Here is a 16,919-nt window from a genome sequence, read left to right on the forward strand (position 1 = left end):
GGTGAGGGTGTACGGATGCGCCCGTGGGTCACTGGGCGAGATACGCCGGTGCCGCCACGGGCAACGTAAATCGGAACTCGGCGCCGCCTGCGGGGGCGCGGCCGACGGTGATGGTGCCGCCGTGGGCCTCGACGATGCCCTTGACGATATAGAGCCCGAGCCCGGTGCCGCCGCGCTTGCTGCCCCGCCAGAAGCGGGTGAAGACGCGGTTCATGGATTCCTCCGGGATGCCGGGACCTTCGTCGCCCACGGTGACCGATGTGCCGGTGTCCTCTCCCTCGCGGGGGGACGGGGCCGGCCTGACGTCGATCGTGACAGTTCCCTCGCCGTGCCGCACCGCATTTTCCAGGAGGTTGCCGAGCACCTGGTCGATCTTGTCGGGGTCGGCCCACAGGTCGGGCAGCGGCTGCTCGACGCGGAGCAGGAACCGGTCGGCGGGCTGGCCCGCGGCGACGTATGCCTGGATGTGCCGGCCGACGGCGGCACCGATGTCGACGGGCTGCCGGCGCACCTCCAGCCGACCGGAGTCGATCCGCGAGATGTCCAGCAGCTCGGCGATGAGCCGGGTGACGCGGTCCGCGTCGGCGTCCACCGTCTCCAGCATCAGCCGCTTCTGGTCGTCGGTGAACCGCTCCCACTTGGCGAGCAGGGTGGCGGTGAAGCCCTTGACGGACGTCAGCGGCGAGCGCAGTTCATGGGCGACGGTGGCGATCAGCTCGGCATGGCTGCGCTCGGTGCGGCGGCGGGCCTCGGTGTCCCGGAGGGTGACCACGACCCGGCGGACGGGTCCGGTGGGCTCGCCGCGCACATAGCGGGCCGAGACCAGCACCTCGCGGCCGCCGGGCAGCAGCAGGTTCCGCTCCGGCTGCCGGGCCCGTATGGCGAGCCCCCCGTAGGGGTCGGTGATCTGCCACCACCTGCGGCCCTCGAGGTCCTCCAGCGGCAGTGCCTTGTCCAGCCGCTGTCCGAGGGCGTCGGCGGCGGGGACGGCGGTGATGCGCTCGGCGGCGGCGTTGAAGCAGATCACCCGGCCCTGCTCGTCCGCGACGACGAGCCCGTCGGGCAGGTCGTCCGGGCCGATGCCGAGCCCGGCGAGATCCCCGTCGCCGGGAGCGCGCGGGCCGGTCCGCGCGGGACGCGGGTCCGGGACGGCGGGGGCGTCTCGGCGTGGCTCGGGAGGGCGGCTCGCGTCTCCCGAACCCGGTGCGGCGCTGCCCGTGCCGACGCTCATATCCCCGTATCCCACCTCTCAGACGGCCTGGGGTGCCTCCCCGCTCGACGAGAGAGCTTGGGGGAGGGCCCCCGGGCAGGTCACCCTACTAGCTCTCGGTGACGGAGCGGCAGCCGCCGGCCGCACGCTGTGCACGGGCCGAGGCGTAGAGACATACGGCGGCGGCGGTCGCGAGGTTCAGCGACTCGGCGCGGCCGTGGATCGGGACGCGGACCACCGCGTCGGCGAGGGCGCGGGTCTCCTCCGGCAGGCCCCATGCCTCGTTGCCGAAGATCCAGGCCGACGGCCCGCCCATGGCGCCCTTGTCCAGCTCCTCGTCGAGGTCGCGGTCCCCGGCGCCGTCCGCGGCGAGGATCCTGACCCCCGCCTCCTTCAGTCCGGCGACCGCCCGTTCGACGGGGACACCGACGGCGACCGGCAGATGGAACAGGGAGCCGACGGAGGCGCGTACCGCCTTGGGGTTGTACAGGTCCACGGACGCGTCCGTGAGGATCACCGCCTCCGCGCCGGCCGCGTCGGCGCAGCGCAGCACCGTGCCCGCGTTACCGGGGTCGCGGACGTGGGCGAGGACGGCCACCAGCTGCGGGCGGGCCCGCAGGATGTCCTCGAAGGGCGTGTCCAGGAACCGGCAGACCCCGACCAGGCCCTGCGGCGTGACGGTGGTGGAGATGTCGGCGATGACCTCTTCGGAGGCGAGGTGGATCCGGGCGCCGGCCTCCCGCGCCTCCCCCACGATGTCCGCGTACCGTTCGGCGGCCTCGACGGTCGCGAACAGCTCCACCAGGTTGTCCCCGTACGCCGCCGCCTCCCGCACCGCCTGCGGCCCCTCGGCGAGGAACAGCCGCTCCTTCCCCCGGAAGTTCCGCTTGGCGAGCCGCCGCGCGGCGGACACGCGGGGCGAGCGGGGGGAGATCAGCTCGGGGCTGGCAGGGGACATCCGGTTCACCTTCACCTCTTTCAACAGCAACGGACCCGCAGGCGTGAAGCCCACGGGTCCGTCCAGTCACGTCGGCTCAACGCCGGCGCGTCGTCACGCAGCCTTGGGAGCGTTGACGTCGCTCGGCAGCGCCTTCTGGGCGACCTCGACCAGCGCGGCGAACGCACCGGCGTCGTTGACGGCCAGCTCCGCGAGGATCTTGCGGTCCACCTCGATGTTGGCGGCCTTCAGACCCTGGATGAAGCGGTTGTAGGTGATGCCGTTGGCGCGGGCAGCGGCGTTGATGCGCTGGATCCACAGCTGACGGAAGTCGCCCTTGCGCTTCTTGCGGTCGTTGTAGTTGTAGACCAGCGAGTGGGTGACCTGCTCCTTGGCCTTGCGGTACAGGCGCGAACGCTGACCGCGGTAGCCGGAGGCCTGCTCGAGGATCGCCCGGCGCTTCTTGTGGGCGTTGACTGCCCGCTTGACGCGTGCCACTTTTTAACTCCTTGTAGCGGGGTCGTGGGGGTCCTCACACGACCCGGAAATCGATTGGGTCCCGGTGTCTCGGTGGATCAGGCGCTGGGCGCCCGACCTCACTTGCCGAGAAGCTTCTTGATCTTCGCGGCGTCGCCCGGGGCCATCTCGGCGTTGCCGGTGAGGCGACGCGTCACGCGGGACGACTTGTGCTCGAGCAGGTGGCGCTTGCCGGCGCGCTCACGGAGCACCTTGCCGGAGCCGGTGACCTTGAAGCGCTTGCTGGCACCGCTGTGCGACTTGTTCTTCGGCATAGCGCCGTTCTCTCCTCGTCGGTGGCGCTCCGGTGCCCGGTCCGAGAACCGGGCACGGGGGGAGCGTCGCTCTTGTATCGGTTACGTCCTGGGACGGGTGTCCCGGGCGGTTCCCGGGACGGTCGTCCCCGGGGTCACGCCTCGGCGGAAGCCTCGGCAGGTGCCTCGGCGTTCACAGCGCCCGCGTCGGCGGCGTTCTGCGAGCGGCCGGGGTTGGCCTTCGCTTCGGCCTTGCGGGCCTCCTGCGCCTGGCGGGCCTCGGCCATTGCCTCGGTCTTCTTCTTGTGCGGACCGAGGACCATGATCATGTTGCGGCCGTCCTGCTTCGGGTTCGACTCCACGAACCCGAGGTCGGCCACGTCCTCCGCGAGGCGCTGCAGCAGTCGGTAGCCCAGCTCGGGCCGGGACTGCTCGCGACCACGGAACATGATCGTGATCTTGACCTTGTCGCCCTGCTTGAGGAACCGGACGACGTGACCCTTCTTGGTGTCATAGTCGTGCGGGTCGATCTTCGGCCGGAGCTTCATCTCCTTGATGACCGTGTGCGCCTGGTTCTTGCGCGCCTCACGGGCCTTCATGGCCGACTCGTACTTGAACTTCCCGTAGTCCATGAGCTTGCACACGGGCGGACGGGCGTTCGCCGCGACCTCGACCAGGTCGAGGTCGTACTCCTGGGCAAGCTCCAGTGCCTTCGCGAGCGGCACGATGCCGACCTGCTCGCCACTGGGACCGACAAGTCGCACCTCGGGAACGCGAATCCGGTCGTTGATGCGGGGCTCGGCGCTGATGGATCCTCCTCGGTAGCACCACGCGACGGTCTGGCTTGAGCGCCGCGATACGTGTGTTTTCGTTAGACCTAACCGCGCCGAAGCACAAAAAATGCCCCGGACGATCACAGGCGGGGCTCCAACGGCAACCGGAGCACCGCCGCGATGACCGCGGGGCGCGATTTCGGGCGACTCCATCGTCCGTACGGAACGATGGCGGCCGCCTGACCGGGTGACCCGCCGTCCCGGAGGGCGGTCAGGTGGGAGATCGGAGCCTCCACTTGTGGGCTGCACACGTATGTGTCCAGCCGGTCGTTACACAAGGTTAGCAGCAACCTCGGGGTGGTGCGAACCGGCCTGCACCGGGGCCTATCGTGAGAGGCATGAGTGAGACCTCTCCAGACACGCCCGCCTACGACGAGATGACCCGCGACATCGCGGAGGTGCCGGCGGTCGAGGTGATCGTGACGGTCGCCGTCAACCTGATGAGCGCCGCCGCGGTGAAGCTCGGCCTGACCGAGGAGGGCGACAAGTACAAGGACCTGGACGAGGCCCGCAAGCTGGTCACCGCCCTCGCCGGTCTGCTGGACGCCAGCACGACCGAGATCAGCTCCTTCCACGCCGCCCCGCTGCGGGACGGCCTGAAGTCCCTCCAGCTCGCCTTCCGTGAGGCGTCGATCGTCCCGGACGAGCCGGGCCAGGGACCGGGCGAGAAGTACACCGGCCCGGTCTACGGCTAGACCGGTCGCCGTCGGTTCATCCGCGTACGTACAGGGGCTCGCCCGGAGGCGTGACCTCGGCCGGCAGTACCGCCAGGTCGAGGCCGCGCACCAGGCGGGCCCTCAGCGTCTCGTCGGCGGCGAGGCGCTGGGCCACCGCGCGGGCGGCCTCGGCCGGGGGTACGGCCGGGTCCAGGACCAGGGCGAGGGTGCCGTCGGCCTGGCCGGGGCCGAGGTGGGCGCGCAGGACGGCGGGCTCGGCGGCGACGGCCCTGCGTACGGCCTCCGCGACGGCCGGGTCGGTCAGCGGGTCGGTGCTGGTGCGGCCCTCGGCGAGGGCGAGCAGGGCGCGCCCGGTCAGCTCGAAGGGCACCGGCCCGGCCAGGTCCAGGACGACCGTGTCGGCCTTCTCGTGGGCGGCCGCCTGGAGCGCCTGGTGCAGGGGCACGGCGACGGGGCGGGCCTCGGGGTCCCAGCGGGCCAGCGACTCCGTCGAGGTGAAGGCGGGGAGCGCGGTGCGGTCGCCGGCCTTCAGGGTGGGGACGGCCATGTCGCTGGTCTTCTCGCGGCGCAGGCCGTTCTCGTCCTCCTCGACCTCGCCGAGCACGGCGACGACCGGGACGAGGAGTCTGGCGCCCTTGAGGGCCTCCAGTACGGGGCCGACGGCGCCGCGGTCCTCGGCCCAGGCGGCGAGGGCGGTGGCGAGGCGGGGGTCGGCGGAGCCGTCGTCGTCCCGGAAGCCGGGGTCGGGGATGTTCTTGTTCACGTCCCTGACCTTATCGGGGGATCGGTTCCCGCCTTCTCGCCGTAGGGGTCCATGCGGTCCGGCGTGGGCGGGCGGTGTGGCGTGTCGCGCAGTTCCCCCGCGCCCCTAGGGGGTCTCCCGCCGGCCGCGCCACAGAACTACCGCCACCACCAGCAGGACGGCCCCCACGCCGCCCGCCAGGGGGCCCGCCCAGTCCGCCGGGCCGTTGTCCGGCTCGGCCTTGTCCGGGCCGTCGCCGAAGTATGTCTCGCCGCTCGCCGCCGCGGTCAGGCCCTCCGGCTCCAGCTCGGCGGCTGCCTCGATCGCGGCGGCCGGGTCGACGAAGCCGTAGCCGCGGGAGTCGTCGCGGCCGCCCTCGGGGGCGTTGCGGGCGGTGTCCTCCAGCAGCCGCTTGATCTGGGCCGGGGTGAGGCCGGGATGGGCGGACTTGACCAGGGCCACGGCTCCGGAGACGAAGGCGGCGGCCGCGCTGGTGCCCCAGCCCTCGTAGTACTTGCGGTCGGGGTCGGCGATGACGACGTCGACGCCGGGGGCGCTGACCGTGGCGTACCAGCGGCGGGTCGAGAAGGAGGCGCGGGTGCCGAACTTGTCGACGGCGGTCGCGGCGATGACGCCGGGGTAGGCGGCCGGGTAGGAGATGTGGTCGCCCTTCTCGCCGCCGTTGCCGGCGGAGGCGACGACGACGGAGCCCTTCTTCAGGGCGTACTGGACGGCCTCGTCCTCGGCGGGTTCGGGGTGGGCGGACTTGGAGTCGTCGCCCAGGGAGAGGTTGATGACGTCGGCGCCCTGGTCGGCGGCCCAGCGGATGCCGTCGGCGAGGGCGTTGCCGCGGGTCTTGCGGGCCTTGCCGCGGGCGGGGTCGCCGTCCTCCAGGATCACGCGCACCGGGAGGATCTTGGCGGCGGGCGCGATGCCGAGGACGCCGTCGGCGCCGTCCTGGCCGTGTCCGTGGCCGGCGATGATGCCGGCCATGGCGGTGCCGTGCCGGGCCCAGGCGCGGTCGCCCCTGCGGGCGCCGAAGCCGACCATGTCCTTGGCCCGGAGGACGTTCCCGACGAGGTCGGGGTGGCTCGCGTCGACGCCGGTGTCGAGGACGGCGACGGTGATGCCCTCGCCCTTGGTGGTCCGCCATGCCTCGTCGGTGTGCATCGCTTCGAGCGCCCACTGCTGGGCCCGGATGGCGTCCGCGTGCGCGGCGGTGGGCGGCAGCAGGGCGAGGGAGGCGGCGAGGAGGCTGCCGAGGAGTGCGGTCCTGGCGGTCGTACGGCGGATCATGACGGCTGCTCCGTGGCCGTGGCGGCGTGTTTGCGCAGGGAGCGCTCGATGCGGTCGGCGAGGCCCTTCGCCTCGTGGCCGAGGCCGGCCTGGGCGGGGGCGGAGGTGGCGCCGGTGCGGGTGGCCTCGGCGGCGGGCTGGGGTTCGTCGACGACCCGGGCGTCGGCCCAGCCGGAGACGGCGTAGACGACGACGGGGGCGTCGGTGAGCACCGACAGGGTCCAGGAGGCGCGCTGCTCGGGGCCGAAGCCCGCGGCGGGGGTGCCCTCGGCCGCGTACGGGCGGGGCATCAGGTCGGGGCGCTCGTCCAGGCCCTGGCCGGTGAACCGCCGGTCCAGGGAGCGCATGGCGGGGGCGTCGGCGCGGGTGAACAGCAGGCCGACGGTGGTGACATGGCTGCGGGTGGCGTCGGTGTAGGTGGCGCGCAGCAGGCGCTTGCAGCCGACGGGGGCGAGTGCCTTGCGCAGCAGCGGGTCGAAGGCGTCGGCGCAGCCGGCGTCCGGGGCGACGGCGATCCGGGTCCAGGTGCGGTCGGCTCCGCCGGGGCCGGCGCCGCTGCCCTGGACGGTGGGCGGGAAGAGCCGGTCGACGGGCATGTTGTGCCAGAGGTCGCCGGCGGCGGTGAAGGCGTTGCGCTCGCGTTCCTCGGCGGAGTCGCCGACGAGCCAACTGCCGGTGGCGGCACCGCCGATGAGTCCGAGGCCGAGGACGACGCAGGCGGCCGCGGTGACGGTGCGGGCGCGGCCGCGGGGTGCGCGGGCGCGGTCGTCGTACATCTCCGGCTGCCCGAAGGTCACGACCGGCCGCCCGGTGGGGGCGCTCCAGGAGTACGCCTGGTCCGGGTCGGGTCCCGGGGCCGGGTCGTGGGGGTGCGGGGTGGGGGGCATGGGCGGGGCGATCACGGGGTCTGGGTCGGGGTCCGGGGGCGTGGAGGCGGGCGCGTGCGCGTCGGTTCCGGGCGCGGGGGGTCCGGGCGGGACAGGGCGCAGCCGGGTGGTGGTCTCCTCGGGGGCCTCCTGCGGCGCCGCTGCCGTGCCGGGCGGCGCGTCCGGGAACCGCGCGGAGGCGGGCGGCGGGGGCGGGGCGGTCCGTGTGCCGGCGGGCCCGTCGGTACGGGGCTCGCGGTGCGGGCGCGCGGCGGGCCTCGGGGTGCGGGGGGCCTCGGGCTGCGGGGTGGGGGCGCGGTGTTCGCGGTGTTCGCGGTGTTCGCGGTGTTCGCGGTGTTCGCGGTCGCCACCGGGGGTGGGGGGCGGCGGGGCCGTGGGGCGCGGGGGTGCGGGCGGCTTCGGCGGGGTCGTGGGGCGCGGGGGTACGGGGGCGCGTTGCGCTTCCGTGCTCATGCACCCCCCGTTTCCGTCTGCCGTGCCGGCGTCTCCTCGCGCGTGCCGGTGTTCCCTCGTGCGTACCGGCGCCCGTGCGTGCGCGTCACTCTACGGGTTGCCCGGGCCCTTGGGGGAACCGGTCCACGAGCCGGAGGCATCTGCCCGGATCGTCCCCCTACCCTGCGGTAATCCTGTCTGGCAGGCTGCGTTCATGACTGCGCGCGCCGCCGACCGGGCCCGTTACGACCGGGCCACCGCCCATCTCGACGCACCCGTCGCGATCGTGGATCTGGAGGCATTCGACGCCAACGCGGACGACCTGCTGCGCCGGGCCGGCGGGAAGCCGGTGCGGGTGGCCAGCAAGTCCGTGCGCTGCCGGGCCCTGCTGGAGCGGGTCCTGGCCAGGGACGGTTTCGCGGGGATCATGTCGTACACCCTCGCCGAGTCGCTGTGGCTGGCCCGTTCCGGCTTCGACGACGTGCTGCTGGCCTACCCGTCGGCCGACCGGGCCGGTTTCGCGGAGCTGACGGCGGATCCGAAGCTCGCCGCGGCGGTCACGGTGATGGTGGACGACGTGGCGCAGCTCGATCTGATCGAGGCGGCGCGCGGCGACGGACGTGAAGTGGTCAGGGTGTGCCTGGAGTTGGACACGTCCCTGAGACTGCTCGGCGGACGGGTGCGGGTCGGCGCGCTGCGCTCACCGCTGCACTCCCCCGCGCAACTGGCCGATCTGGCACGGGCGGTGGCCCGGCGGCCGGGTTTCCGGGTCGTGGGGATCATGGCGTACGAGGGGCATGTGGCGGGGGTCGGTGACGCGGTGGCGGGACGGCCGCTGCGGTCGCGGGCGATCCGGCTGATGCAGGCCGCGGCCCGGCGTGAGCTGGCCGAGCGGCGGGCGGCGGCGGTGCGGGCGGTGCGCGCGGTGGTGCCGGACCTGGAGTTCGTCAACGGCGGCGGCACGGGCAGTGTGCAGCACACGGCGGCGGAGGACGCGGTCACGGAGATAGCGGCCGGGTCGGGGCTGTACGTGCCGCGGCTGTTCGACAACTACACGTCGTTCAGCGGGCGTCCGGCCGCGCTGTTCGCCCAGCCGGTCGTGCGGCGGCCCGGCGTGGGGGTGGTGACCGTCCTCGGGGGCGGGTATCCGGCGTCCGGCGCGGCGGGGCGGGACCGGCTGCCGGTGCCGTATCTGCCGGAGGGGCTGCGCTACGACCCCCAGGAGGGCGCCGGCGAGGTGCAGACCCCGCTGCTGGGCTCGCCGGCCGACGATCTGCTGGTCGGCGACAAGGTGTGGTTCCGGCACGCGAAGGCCGGTGAACTGTGCGAGCGGTTCGAGGTGTTGCACCTGGTGGAGGGGGACCGGGTGACGGGGACGGTGCCGACGTACCGGGGTGAGGGCCGGACGTTCCTCTAGGGGGCGTCGCGTCGATCGGCCCGGCATGATCGGCGAGACACCCCCCGGCGCGGTCTCATTCGCTCGGCCCCACGCTGGTGCCCACTCCCCCGCCGGTGTCCGCGTCGCCGACGGGCCGGATGCCGTCGGTGATCATGTCCATGTCGGAGAGGGGCGGGCCGTCCGGGCCGGCGTCGAAGGCGAAGCGGACGACGACGGGCGAGCCGACGCCGACGCTGGAGGGGAAGGCGAGCGACTGGACGTAGCCGCCGGGGCCCTCGGCGGTCCGTACGCGCCAGCGCACGTAGTACCCGGCGCGGCCCGCCACGGCGACCGGGCCGGCGGCGATCTGCCGGTGGGACTCGATGCCGCCGTAGGGCCGCTTCTCGATGCGGTTGCGGCCGTAGAAGTCCTCGGCGGCCTCGGAGATGTCGGCCTTCGCCAGCTGCTCGGGGGTCTCGCCGTCCGCGCTGACCGTGCGGGAGCTGACGCGTCCGTGCAGGCAGATGCCCCAGTCGCCGGGGCAGTCGTAGGTGCCGTCGGTGGTCATCACGAGGGTGTTGTCGGTGACGTACTCGGGCGGGATCCAGCCCTCGGGCAGCGGGAAGGTGATGCCGTTGAGCCGGTCCACGACGACGGACGGGTCCTCGGCGACGGGTTCCGTCTCCTCGGCGGTCGCCGTCGGCGAGGGCGGCTCGGTCGTGGTCGGGGCGGCGGTGAAGTAGGTGGTGGGCGGGGGCTCGGCCGGGGTGTCGTCGCCGTCCCCGCCGAGCACGACCGCGCCGACGGTGACCGCCGCGACCAGGACGGCCCCGGCCACGGTCAGGGCGACGGCCCTGGCCCGCCCGGACGCCCCGCCGGAGGGCGCGGGGACCTGCGCCGGCAGCGCCACGGTCTCGGGCGTGCGCCGGTGCTCGGTCCAGGCCGCGCCGTCCCACCAGCGCTGCAGATGCGGGGCGTGCGGGTCGGGGTACCAGCCGGGCGGGGGTGTCATGCTCACACGGGCACTCTAGGCGGAGGGCGGCGGCGGGGTGACACCGGCACTACAGCGCGCGACACAGGGGGCGTCCCGCCGATCAGGCGGGGCTCCCGGCCCCCAGGACGTGTCCCGCCGATCAGAGGGGGCTCCCGGCCCCAGGGCGTGTGCCCCGCCGATCGTGCCGGGCTCCCGGCCCCTAGAGCGGAGTGACGTACGCCCCCGAGATCCCTCCGTCCACCAGGAAGTCGGTGGCGTTGACGAAGGAGGAGTCGTCGCTGGCCAGGAAGGCCACCGCGGCGGCGATCTCCTCGGCCTCGGCGAAGCGGCCGAGCGGGATGTGCACCAGACGCCGGGCGGCGCGCTCGGGGTCCTTGGCGAACAGCTCCCTCAGCAGCGGGGTGTTGACCGGGCCGGGGCACAGGGCGTTGACCCGGATCCCCTCGCGGGCGAACTGCACGCCCAGCTCGCGGGACATGGCGAGCACCCCGCCCTTGGAGGCCGTGTACGAGATCTGCGAGGTCGCCGCGCCCATCCGCGCCACGAACGACGCGGTGTTGATGATGGAGCCTTTGCCCTGGCGTCGCATATAGGGCAGCGCGGCCTTGCAGCACAGGTAGACGGAGGTGAGGTTGACCTCCTGGACGCGCTTCCATGCCTCCAGGCCGGTCTCCAGGATGGAGTCGTCGTCGGGCGGGGAGATCCCGGCGTTGTTGAAGGCGATGTCGACGCTGCCGTAGGTGTCGTACGCCGCCTTGAACAGCGCCTCGACCTGCTCCGGGTCGGTGACGTCGACCTTCACGAACAGCCCGCCGACCTCCTCGGCGGCCGCCTTGCCGCGGGCCTCGTCGATGTCGCCGCAGACGACGTGCGCGCCCTCGGAGGCCAGGCGGCGGGCGGTGGCGAGTCCGATGCCGCTGCCGGCTCCGGTGATGACGGCGGTACGGCCGACCAGGCGGCGGCAGACAGGGGTGTCGGTCACTGTGCGGGGCCCTCCGTGCTGATGAAGACGTTCTTGGTCTCGGTGAAGGCGGTCAGGGCGTCCGGACCCAGCTCGCGTCCCACGCCGGACTGCTTGAAGCCGCCGAACGGGGTCCAGTAGCGGACGCTGGAGTGGGAGTTGACGGACAGGTTGCCGGCGCGCACGGCCCCGGCGACGCGCAGGGCGCGGCCGACGTCCCGGGTCCACAGCGACCCGGACAGGCCGTACGGGGTGTCGTTGGCGAGGCGGATCGCGTCCTCCTCGTCGGTGAACGGCAGCAGGACGGCGACGGGGCCGAAGATCTCCTCGCGGGCGGCGGCGGAGTCGGGGCGTTCGCCGGTGAGCACGGTCGGCGGGAACCAGAAGCCGGGGCCGTCGGGGGCGGTGCCGCGCAGGGCTGGGGCGTCCTCGGGGACGTAGGACCGTACGCGATCGAGCTGCTGCCGGGAGATCAGCGGGCCCATCTGGGTCTTCTCGTCGGCCGGGTCGCCCACCACGACCGCCGCGAGCGCGTCGGCCAGCAGCTCGCGTACCTCGTCGTAGACGGACTCCTGGACGAGGATGCGGGTGCGGGCGCAGCAGTCCTGGCCGGAGTTGTCGAGGAAGGAGAAGGGGTCGACGGCGGCCTTGAGGTCGGCGTCGGCGAAGACGATGTTGGGGCTCTTGCCGCCGAGTTCCAGGGTGACGCGCTTGAGCAGGGCCGAGCCCTTCGCCAGGACCTGCCTGCCCACGGCCGTGGACCCCGTGAAGACGATCTTCGCAACGCCCGGGTGCTCGACGAGGGCGTTCCCCGCGACGGGGCCCCGGCCGGGCAGCACCTGGAACAGACCCTCGGGGAGCCCGGCCTCCAGGGCCAGCTCGCCCAGGCGCAGGGCGGTCAGCGGGGTGGTCTCGGCGGGCTTGAGCAGCACCGCGTTGCCGGCCGCGAGGGCGGGGGCGGTGCCCCAGGCCGCGATGGGCAGGGGGAAGTTCCAGGGCGCGATGACGCCCACCACGCCGAGCGGTTCGAGGATCGTGACGTCCAGCCCGCCCGCGACCGGGATCTGGCGGCCGGTCAGCCGCTCCACTCCCCCGGCCGCGTACTCCAGCAGGTCCCGGACGTTGCCCGCCTCCCAGCGGGCGTTGCCGACGGTGTGCCCGGCCTCGCGGACCTCCAGCCGGGCGAGCTCCTCGATGTGGGCGTCGACGACGGCCGCGAAGCGGCGCAGCAGCCGGGCGCGGTCGCCGGGGGCGAGGGCGGCCCACGCCCACTGCGCCTTCGTGGCGCGTACGACGGCCCGGTCCACGTCGGCCGCGTCGGCGGCGGGGACGGTGGCGACGACCTCTTCGGTGGCGGGATTGAGTACCTGGAGCTGGTCGGACAAGGGGTGCCCTTTCACGGACGTACGGCGAAGCGGCTCACTTGCGTCTCACATGCGCTCGAAGGACCGGCGCAGTTCCCAGTCGGTGACCGCGGCGTCGAAGGCCGCGAGCTCGACGCGCGCCATGTTGAGGTAGTGCGCGACGACCTCGTCGCCGAAGGCGGCCTTGGCGATCGGGCTGTTCTCCCACAGCTCGGCGGCCTCGCGCAGCGTCGTGGGGACGTGCTCGTAGTCGCCGGTGTAGGCGTTGCCCGCGCAGGGTTCGGGCAGCTCCAGCTTCTGCTCGACGCCGTACAGCCCGGCCGCGACCAGTCCGGCGACGGCCAGGTGCGGGTTGACGTCGCCGCCGGGGAGGCGGTTCTCGAAGCGCAGGGAGCGGCCGTGGCCGACGACCCTGAGCGCGCAGGTGCGGTTGTCGTGGCCCCAGGCGACGGCGGTGGGGGCGAAGGAGCCGGGCTGGAACCGCTTGTAGGAGTTGATGTTGGGGGCGTAGAGGAGGGAGAAGTCGCGCAGGGCGGCGAGCTGCCCGGCGAGGAAGTGGCGCATGACGTCGGACATCCCCTCGGGCCCGGCCATCACATTCGTCCCGTCGGCATCCGTCAGGGAGAGGTGGATGTGGCAGGAGTTGCCCTCGCGCTCGTTGTACTTGGCCATGAAGGTGAGCGACACGCCCTCCTGCGCGGCGATCTCCTTGGCGCCGGTCTTGTAGATCGCGTGCTGGTCGCAGGTGACCAGGGCCTCGGCGTAGCGGAAGGCGATCTCGTGCTGGCCGGGGTTGCACTCGCCCTTGGCGGACTCGACGGTGAGGCCGGCGCCGGCCATGTCGTTGCGCAGGCGGCGCAGCAGGGGCTCGACGCGGCCGGTGCCGAGGATGGAGTAGTCGACGTTGTACTGGTTGGCCGGGGTCAGGCCGCGGTAGTTCGCGTCCCATGCCTGCTCGTAGGTGTCCTTGAAGACGATGAACTCCAGCTCGGTGCCGACCTGGGCGCTCCAGCCGTGCTCGGCCAGCCGCTCCAGCTGGCGGCGCAGGATCTGGCGGGGCGCGGCGACGACCGGGCTGCCGTCCTCCCAGGCGAGGTCGGCGATCAGCATCGCCGTACCGGCGTTCCAGGGGACGCGGCGCAGGGTGGCGAGGTCGGGGCGCATGGCGAAGTCGCCGTAGCCGCGGTCCCAGGAGGACATGGCGTAGCCGTCGACGGTGTTCATGTCGGCGTCGACCGCGAGGAGGTAGTTGCAGCCCTCGGTGCCGTGGTGCAGGACCTCGTCGAGGAAGAAGCGCGCCGCGAACCGCTTGCCCTGGAGGCGGCCCTGCATGTCGGGGAAGGCCAGGACGACGGTGTCGATCTCGCCGGCGGCGACGAGGGTGTGCAGCTCCTCGACGCTCAGCGGCGGTGTGCGGTCTGCCACGGGACGGCCTCCTCAGGCTTCCTCGTTCTCCTCGACCAGCCGGAGCCATAAGGTATTGCCGGGAACCTTTGCTTGGGAAGGGGGCACGGCGAGATGCCGGAACGGACGGCGCAGGAGGGGGACGCGGCGGACCGTCTCACGCCCGTGCTGCGGCCCGTGCGGGCGGGCAACGGGTTCGAGGAGGCGCTGGAGCAGATCCTCCAGGTCCTGCGGCTCGGGCTGGTCCCGGCCGGTGACCGGCTGCCGGCGGAGCGGGAGCTGGCGGAGCGGCTGGGGGTCAGCCGGGTGACGCTGCGCGAGGTGCTGAAGGTGCTTCAGGACCAGGGGCTGGTGGAGGCGCGGCGCGGGCGGTACGGCGGGACGTTCGTGCTGCCGCGCACCGACGCCCCGGACGCGGCCGAGCTGCGGCGCCGGGTCTCCGGCGTGGACGTGGAGGACGTGCTGCGCTTCCGGGAGGTCCTGGAGGTGGGCGCGGCCGGGCTGTGCGCGGCGCACGGGCTGACGGACGAGCAGGAGGCGCGGCTGCGGGAGGCGCTGGACCGCACGCGGGACGCGCCGCTCGACGCGTACCGGCGCGCGGACACGCTGCTGCACCTCACGCTGGCCGAGCTGTCCGGCTCCCCCACGCTGACCGCCCAGTACGCGGCCGTGCGGGCCACGGTGAACGACCTGCTCGACTGCATCCCGCTGCTGGTGCGCAACCTGGAGCACTCCCAGCGGCAGCACACCGCGCTGGTGGAGGCGGTGCTGGACCGGGACGCGGACGCGGCACGGGAGATCATGCGGGAGCACTGCGCGGGGACGGCGGCACTGCTGAGGGGGTTCCTCATGTGAAGGGGTTCCTCATGTGAAGGGGTTCCTCAGGTGAGGGGGCGGGGGCCTGCCCGCGAGGGCCCGCCCGCGGGGGTCCGCCGCGAGGGCTCTCGGTCTCTCCCCGGCCGTGAAGTCCTGGGTAAAGGAATCCATGCAGTCCATTGGGGCCTGGTCACAGCGGCAGGCGGGTCCTGAGCCAGTTCAGCGCGGCCTCGCCCTGCGCCCGCTGGAAGGCGCGCAGGGTGGGGATGCCGGGCGGCGCGGGCAGCAGGGAGTGCCGCAGGAAGTAGCCGGCGAGGGCCGCGAGGGCGGCGGTGACGGCGTCCGGGTCGGCGGCCGCGCCCAGCTCGTGCCGGGTGAAGAGCTCCTGCGGGTCCGGTCCCCGCTGCGCGCGCACGCACGGCAGCATGACGAGGAGGTCGAACCAGGGGGCGGCGCGCAGGACGTGCGGCCAGTCGACGAACACGACCCGGTCGTCCTCGGTGAGCAGCATGTTGTCGGCGCGCAGATCGCCGTGGGCGAGGGTGCCGCCGGTGACCGCCTCCCGCCAGGGCGCGGCCAGTTCGGCGAGGCGGTCCAGGCGGGCGGCGGTCCAGGGGCCGAGGCGGTCGGCGACATCGCCCTCGGCGCCGTCGCGCAGGTCCTGCCAGCCGGCGAAGGTGCGGGTGAGGGCCTCCTCGGCGCGCCGGGCGTCCAGCGGGGCCGGGGTGAGGGTGCGGGACAGCCGCGCCACGGCGTCCAGCACGCGCCGCAGCTCCGGCTCCCGCCAGGGCACGTGCGGCTGACGCCCCGGCACGTCCTCGAAGACCAGGGCGACCCAGGTGCCGTCGTCGTACGTGCTCAGCAGCCGCGGCGCGGGCACCTCCGGCGGCAGCGCGGCGGCGTGCCGGGCCTCGGCGCGGTGCAGGGCGGGGCTGTGCGGGTTGGTCCGCGCGCTGACCGCCTTCACGAACGCCCGCCGCCCGTCCGCGCCGCGCACCCGCGCGGCCACGCCGGGCGAGAAGCCGCCGGACTGGGTGACGGCGTGTGTCACGGGTCCCCCGATCACGTCCGCGACGGCGTCCCGCACCGGCTCGGGCAGCGCGTGCCAGGGGATGCGGGTGCCGGCGGCGGGCGGGGCGGGGAGCGTCATGGACGCCATGGTGCGGGTCGCGGGGCGCGGGGAGCCACGGGTTTTCGGGGGCTCCCGGCCCCCTATCCCCGCGTCAGCGACAGCAGATCGCGTGCCGGGCCGGTCGGCCGGTGTCCCGTCGGCCACACGGCACGCAGCGAGCGTTCCAGCGTCACCCCGTCGAGCGGGACGCGGACCAGGCGGCGCATGGCCAGTTCCTCGCCGACGGCGAGCTCGGAGAGGACGGCGGGGCCGGCGCCGCCCACCGCCGCCGCCTTCACCGCCGTGGTGGAGGACAGCTCGATCAGGGGGCGGGCGAGACCGCCGAGGGCCGCGTCGAGGACCTGGCGGGTGCCGGAGCCCTTCTCCCGCAGGATCAACGGCGTGGCCGCGAGCTCGTCCGCCCCGAGCGGGCGCCGGCGGCGGGCCCAGGGGTGTCCGGGAGCGGTGACCACGATCAGGTGGTCGTGGGCGATCACCGTCGCGTCGAGGCCGGCCGGCACGGTCAGCCCCTCCACGAACCCCAGATCGGCCTCGTCCGCCAGCAGCCGCTCCGCCACCGCCGCCGAGTTGCCCGCGAGCAGCGACACCGCCGTGTCCGGCCGCTGGGCGCGCAGCGCGAGCAGCCAGCCCGGCAGCAGATACTCGGCGATCGTCATGCTCGCCGCGACCCGCAGCCGCGAGTCCCGGCGGTCCCGCAGCGCCTGCGTCCCCGCGTCGAACGCCTCCGCCGCCTCCACCACGCGCCGGGCCCAGTCGGTCACCAGCGCGCCCGCGTCCGTGAGCCGCGACCCGCGCGGGGAGCGGTCGACCAGCGCGACGCCCAGCTGCCGCTCCATGGAGCGGATACGGCTGCTCGCGGCGGGCTGGGTGATGCCGACCTCGCGGGCCGCCGCGCCGAGGCTGCCCAGCCGGGCGACGGCCAGCAGCAGCTCCAACGCGCCCAGATCCGGCACCCGGTGCGCCAGCGACCCCGCGCCCGGCCGTATGTCCCCGCCCCGCCCTTCGATGCTGCTCATAACTCCACCTTATGCCCTCATAGAGACATACTCCCTGGTGGTGGGCGTTCGGCGGGGAGACGGTGGTGTC

17 protein-coding genes are annotated in these 16,919 nt (G+C 73.9%); 3 read left to right on the plus strand and 14 right to left on the minus strand.

The annotated features are described in order from the left end of the window. Positions 1-28: 28 nt before the first annotated feature. The 5 genes from ACSU6M_RS06390 to infC form a co-directional block, all read right to left on the minus strand. Positions 29-1,231: an ATP-binding protein gene (locus tag ACSU6M_RS06390; RefSeq protein WP_437067788.1), complete on the minus strand. Its 1,203-nt coding sequence runs from the start codon at positions 1,229-1,231 to the stop codon at positions 29-31. Positions 1,232-1,319: 88 nt separating this feature from the next. Continuing rightward, the gene (locus tag ACSU6M_RS06395; RefSeq protein WP_437067790.1) at positions 1,320-2,168 is read right to left on the minus strand and encodes a TrmH family RNA methyltransferase; all 849 of its coding nucleotides are present in this window, start codon (positions 2,166-2,168) and stop codon (positions 1,320-1,322) included. A gap of 93 nt (positions 2,169-2,261) precedes the next feature. Beyond that, positions 2,262-2,645, minus strand: a complete 384-nt coding sequence (gene rplT / locus ACSU6M_RS06400) for a 50S ribosomal protein L20 (RefSeq protein ID WP_019325184.1) — start codon at positions 2,643-2,645, stop codon at positions 2,262-2,264. A 98-nt stretch (positions 2,646-2,743) separates the two neighbouring features. After that, on the minus strand, positions 2,744-2,938 hold the full coding sequence (gene rpmI, locus ACSU6M_RS06405) for a 50S ribosomal protein L35 (protein ID WP_004933563.1): 195 nt from the start codon (positions 2,936-2,938) through the stop codon (positions 2,744-2,746). A 134-nt stretch (positions 2,939-3,072) separates the two neighbouring features. Next, positions 3,073-3,726: a translation initiation factor IF-3 gene (gene infC / locus ACSU6M_RS06410; RefSeq protein WP_437075025.1), complete on the minus strand. Its 654-nt coding sequence runs from the start codon at positions 3,724-3,726 to the stop codon at positions 3,073-3,075. Between the two features lie 362 nt (positions 3,727-4,088). Between infC and ACSU6M_RS06415 the strand changes: the two genes are divergently transcribed. Continuing rightward, the gene (locus tag ACSU6M_RS06415; protein WP_437067792.1) at positions 4,089-4,445 is read left to right on the plus strand and encodes a DUF1844 domain-containing protein; all 357 of its coding nucleotides are present in this window, start codon (positions 4,089-4,091) and stop codon (positions 4,443-4,445) included. Between the two features lie 16 nt (positions 4,446-4,461). On the opposite strand, the gene ACSU6M_RS06420 is transcribed toward ACSU6M_RS06415, so the two are convergent. From ACSU6M_RS06420 to ACSU6M_RS06430, 3 genes are all read right to left on the minus strand, one after another. Next, complete coding sequence (locus ACSU6M_RS06420; protein ID WP_437067793.1) at positions 4,462-5,190, minus strand: SseB family protein; 729 nt, start codon at positions 5,188-5,190, stop codon at positions 4,462-4,464. A 105-nt stretch (positions 5,191-5,295) separates the two neighbouring features. Further along, positions 5,296-6,465: a type VII secretion-associated serine protease mycosin gene (gene mycP / locus ACSU6M_RS06425; protein ID WP_437067795.1), complete on the minus strand. Its 1,170-nt coding sequence runs from the start codon at positions 6,463-6,465 to the stop codon at positions 5,296-5,298. Beyond that, positions 6,462-7,805, minus strand: coding sequence for a hypothetical protein (locus ACSU6M_RS06430; protein ID WP_437067796.1), 1,344 nt, complete (start codon positions 7,803-7,805; stop codon positions 6,462-6,464). The genes mycP and ACSU6M_RS06430 overlap by 4 nt, the downstream gene beginning before the upstream one ends. Positions 7,806-7,998: 193 nt before the next feature. Between ACSU6M_RS06430 and ACSU6M_RS06435 the strand changes: the two genes are divergently transcribed. Beyond that, a complete protein-coding gene (locus ACSU6M_RS06435) occupies positions 7,999-9,201 on the plus strand; it encodes an amino acid deaminase/aldolase (protein ID WP_437067798.1) in 1,203 nt (400 codons plus the stop codon). A 55-nt stretch (positions 9,202-9,256) separates the two neighbouring features. On the opposite strand, the gene ACSU6M_RS06440 is transcribed toward ACSU6M_RS06435, so the two are convergent. From ACSU6M_RS06440 to ACSU6M_RS06455, 4 genes are all read right to left on the minus strand, one after another. After that, positions 9,257-10,174 (minus strand): DUF2510 domain-containing protein, encoded by a 918-nt coding sequence (locus ACSU6M_RS06440; RefSeq protein ID WP_437075027.1) that lies wholly within the window; start codon positions 10,172-10,174, stop codon positions 9,257-9,259. 181 nt (positions 10,175-10,355) lie between these two features. Next, complete coding sequence (locus ACSU6M_RS06445; protein ID WP_437067799.1) at positions 10,356-11,138, minus strand: 3-oxoacyl-ACP reductase; 783 nt, start codon at positions 11,136-11,138, stop codon at positions 10,356-10,358. Further along, on the minus strand, positions 11,135-12,502 hold the full coding sequence (locus tag ACSU6M_RS06450; protein WP_437067800.1) for an aldehyde dehydrogenase family protein: 1,368 nt from the start codon (positions 12,500-12,502) through the stop codon (positions 11,135-11,137). Before ACSU6M_RS06450 ends, ACSU6M_RS06445 begins: the two co-directional genes overlap by 4 nt. A gap of 45 nt (positions 12,503-12,547) precedes the next feature. Continuing rightward, entirely contained in the window at positions 12,548-13,906 is a 1,359-nt protein-coding gene (locus ACSU6M_RS06455; protein ID WP_437067802.1) for a glutamine synthetase family protein, read from the minus strand. A gap of 93 nt (positions 13,907-13,999) precedes the next feature. On the opposite strand from ACSU6M_RS06455, the gene ACSU6M_RS06460 reads away from it, so the two are divergent. Beyond that, the gene (locus ACSU6M_RS06460; RefSeq protein WP_437067803.1) at positions 14,000-14,740 is read left to right on the plus strand and encodes a FadR/GntR family transcriptional regulator; all 741 of its coding nucleotides are present in this window, start codon (positions 14,000-14,002) and stop codon (positions 14,738-14,740) included. A 151-nt stretch (positions 14,741-14,891) separates the two neighbouring features. Here ACSU6M_RS06460 and ACSU6M_RS06465 read toward each other — a convergent pair whose 3' ends face one another. Further along, positions 14,892-15,851 carry an aminoglycoside phosphotransferase family protein gene (locus ACSU6M_RS06465; protein WP_437067805.1) on the minus strand — a complete coding sequence of 320 codons (960 nt, stop codon included), beginning with the start codon at positions 15,849-15,851 and terminating at the stop codon, positions 14,892-14,894. 62 nt (positions 15,852-15,913) lie between these two features. Then, a complete protein-coding gene (locus ACSU6M_RS06470) occupies positions 15,914-16,849 on the minus strand; it encodes a LysR family transcriptional regulator (RefSeq protein ID WP_437067806.1) in 936 nt (311 codons plus the stop codon). Between the last annotated feature and the right edge of the window lie 70 nt (positions 16,850-16,919).

Origin of the sequence: Streptomyces sp. enrichment culture (assembly GCF_964272895.1) — a bacterium.
GTDB lineage: Bacteria > Actinomycetota > Actinomycetes > Streptomycetales > Streptomycetaceae > Streptomyces.

Excerpts from the sequence above, each read along its gene's own strand:
- ACSU6M_RS06440 (WP_437075027.1), bottom strand. The coding sequence starts at position 10,174 with ATGACACCCCCGCCCGGCTGGTACCCCGACCCGCACGCCCCGCATCTG.
- ACSU6M_RS06435 (WP_437067798.1), top strand. The coding sequence starts at position 7,999 with ATGACTGCGCGCGCCGCCGACCGGGCCCGTTACGACCGGGCCACCGCC.
- rpmI (WP_004933563.1), bottom strand. The coding sequence starts at position 2,938 with ATGCCGAAGAACAAGTCGCACAGCGGTGCCAGCAAGCGCTTCAAGGTC.
- ACSU6M_RS06430 (WP_437067796.1), bottom strand. The coding sequence starts at position 7,805 with ATGAGCACGGAAGCGCAACGCGCCCCCGTACCCCCGCGCCCCACGACC.
- ACSU6M_RS06390 (WP_437067788.1), bottom strand. The coding sequence starts at position 1,231 with ATGAGCGTCGGCACGGGCAGCGCCGCACCGGGTTCGGGAGACGCGAGC.
- mycP (WP_437067795.1), bottom strand. The coding sequence starts at position 6,465 with ATGATCCGCCGTACGACCGCCAGGACCGCACTCCTCGGCAGCCTCCTC.
- ACSU6M_RS06415 (WP_437067792.1), top strand. The coding sequence starts at position 4,089 with ATGAGTGAGACCTCTCCAGACACGCCCGCCTACGACGAGATGACCCGC.
- ACSU6M_RS06395 (WP_437067790.1), bottom strand. The coding sequence starts at position 2,168 with ATGTCCCCTGCCAGCCCCGAGCTGATCTCCCCCCGCTCGCCCCGCGTG.
- ACSU6M_RS06460 (WP_437067803.1), top strand. The coding sequence starts at position 14,000 with ATGCCGGAACGGACGGCGCAGGAGGGGGACGCGGCGGACCGTCTCACG.
- ACSU6M_RS06465 (WP_437067805.1), bottom strand. The coding sequence starts at position 15,851 with ATGACGCTCCCCGCCCCGCCCGCCGCCGGCACCCGCATCCCCTGGCAC.
- ACSU6M_RS06470 (WP_437067806.1), bottom strand. The coding sequence starts at position 16,849 with ATGAGCAGCATCGAAGGGCGGGGCGGGGACATACGGCCGGGCGCGGGG.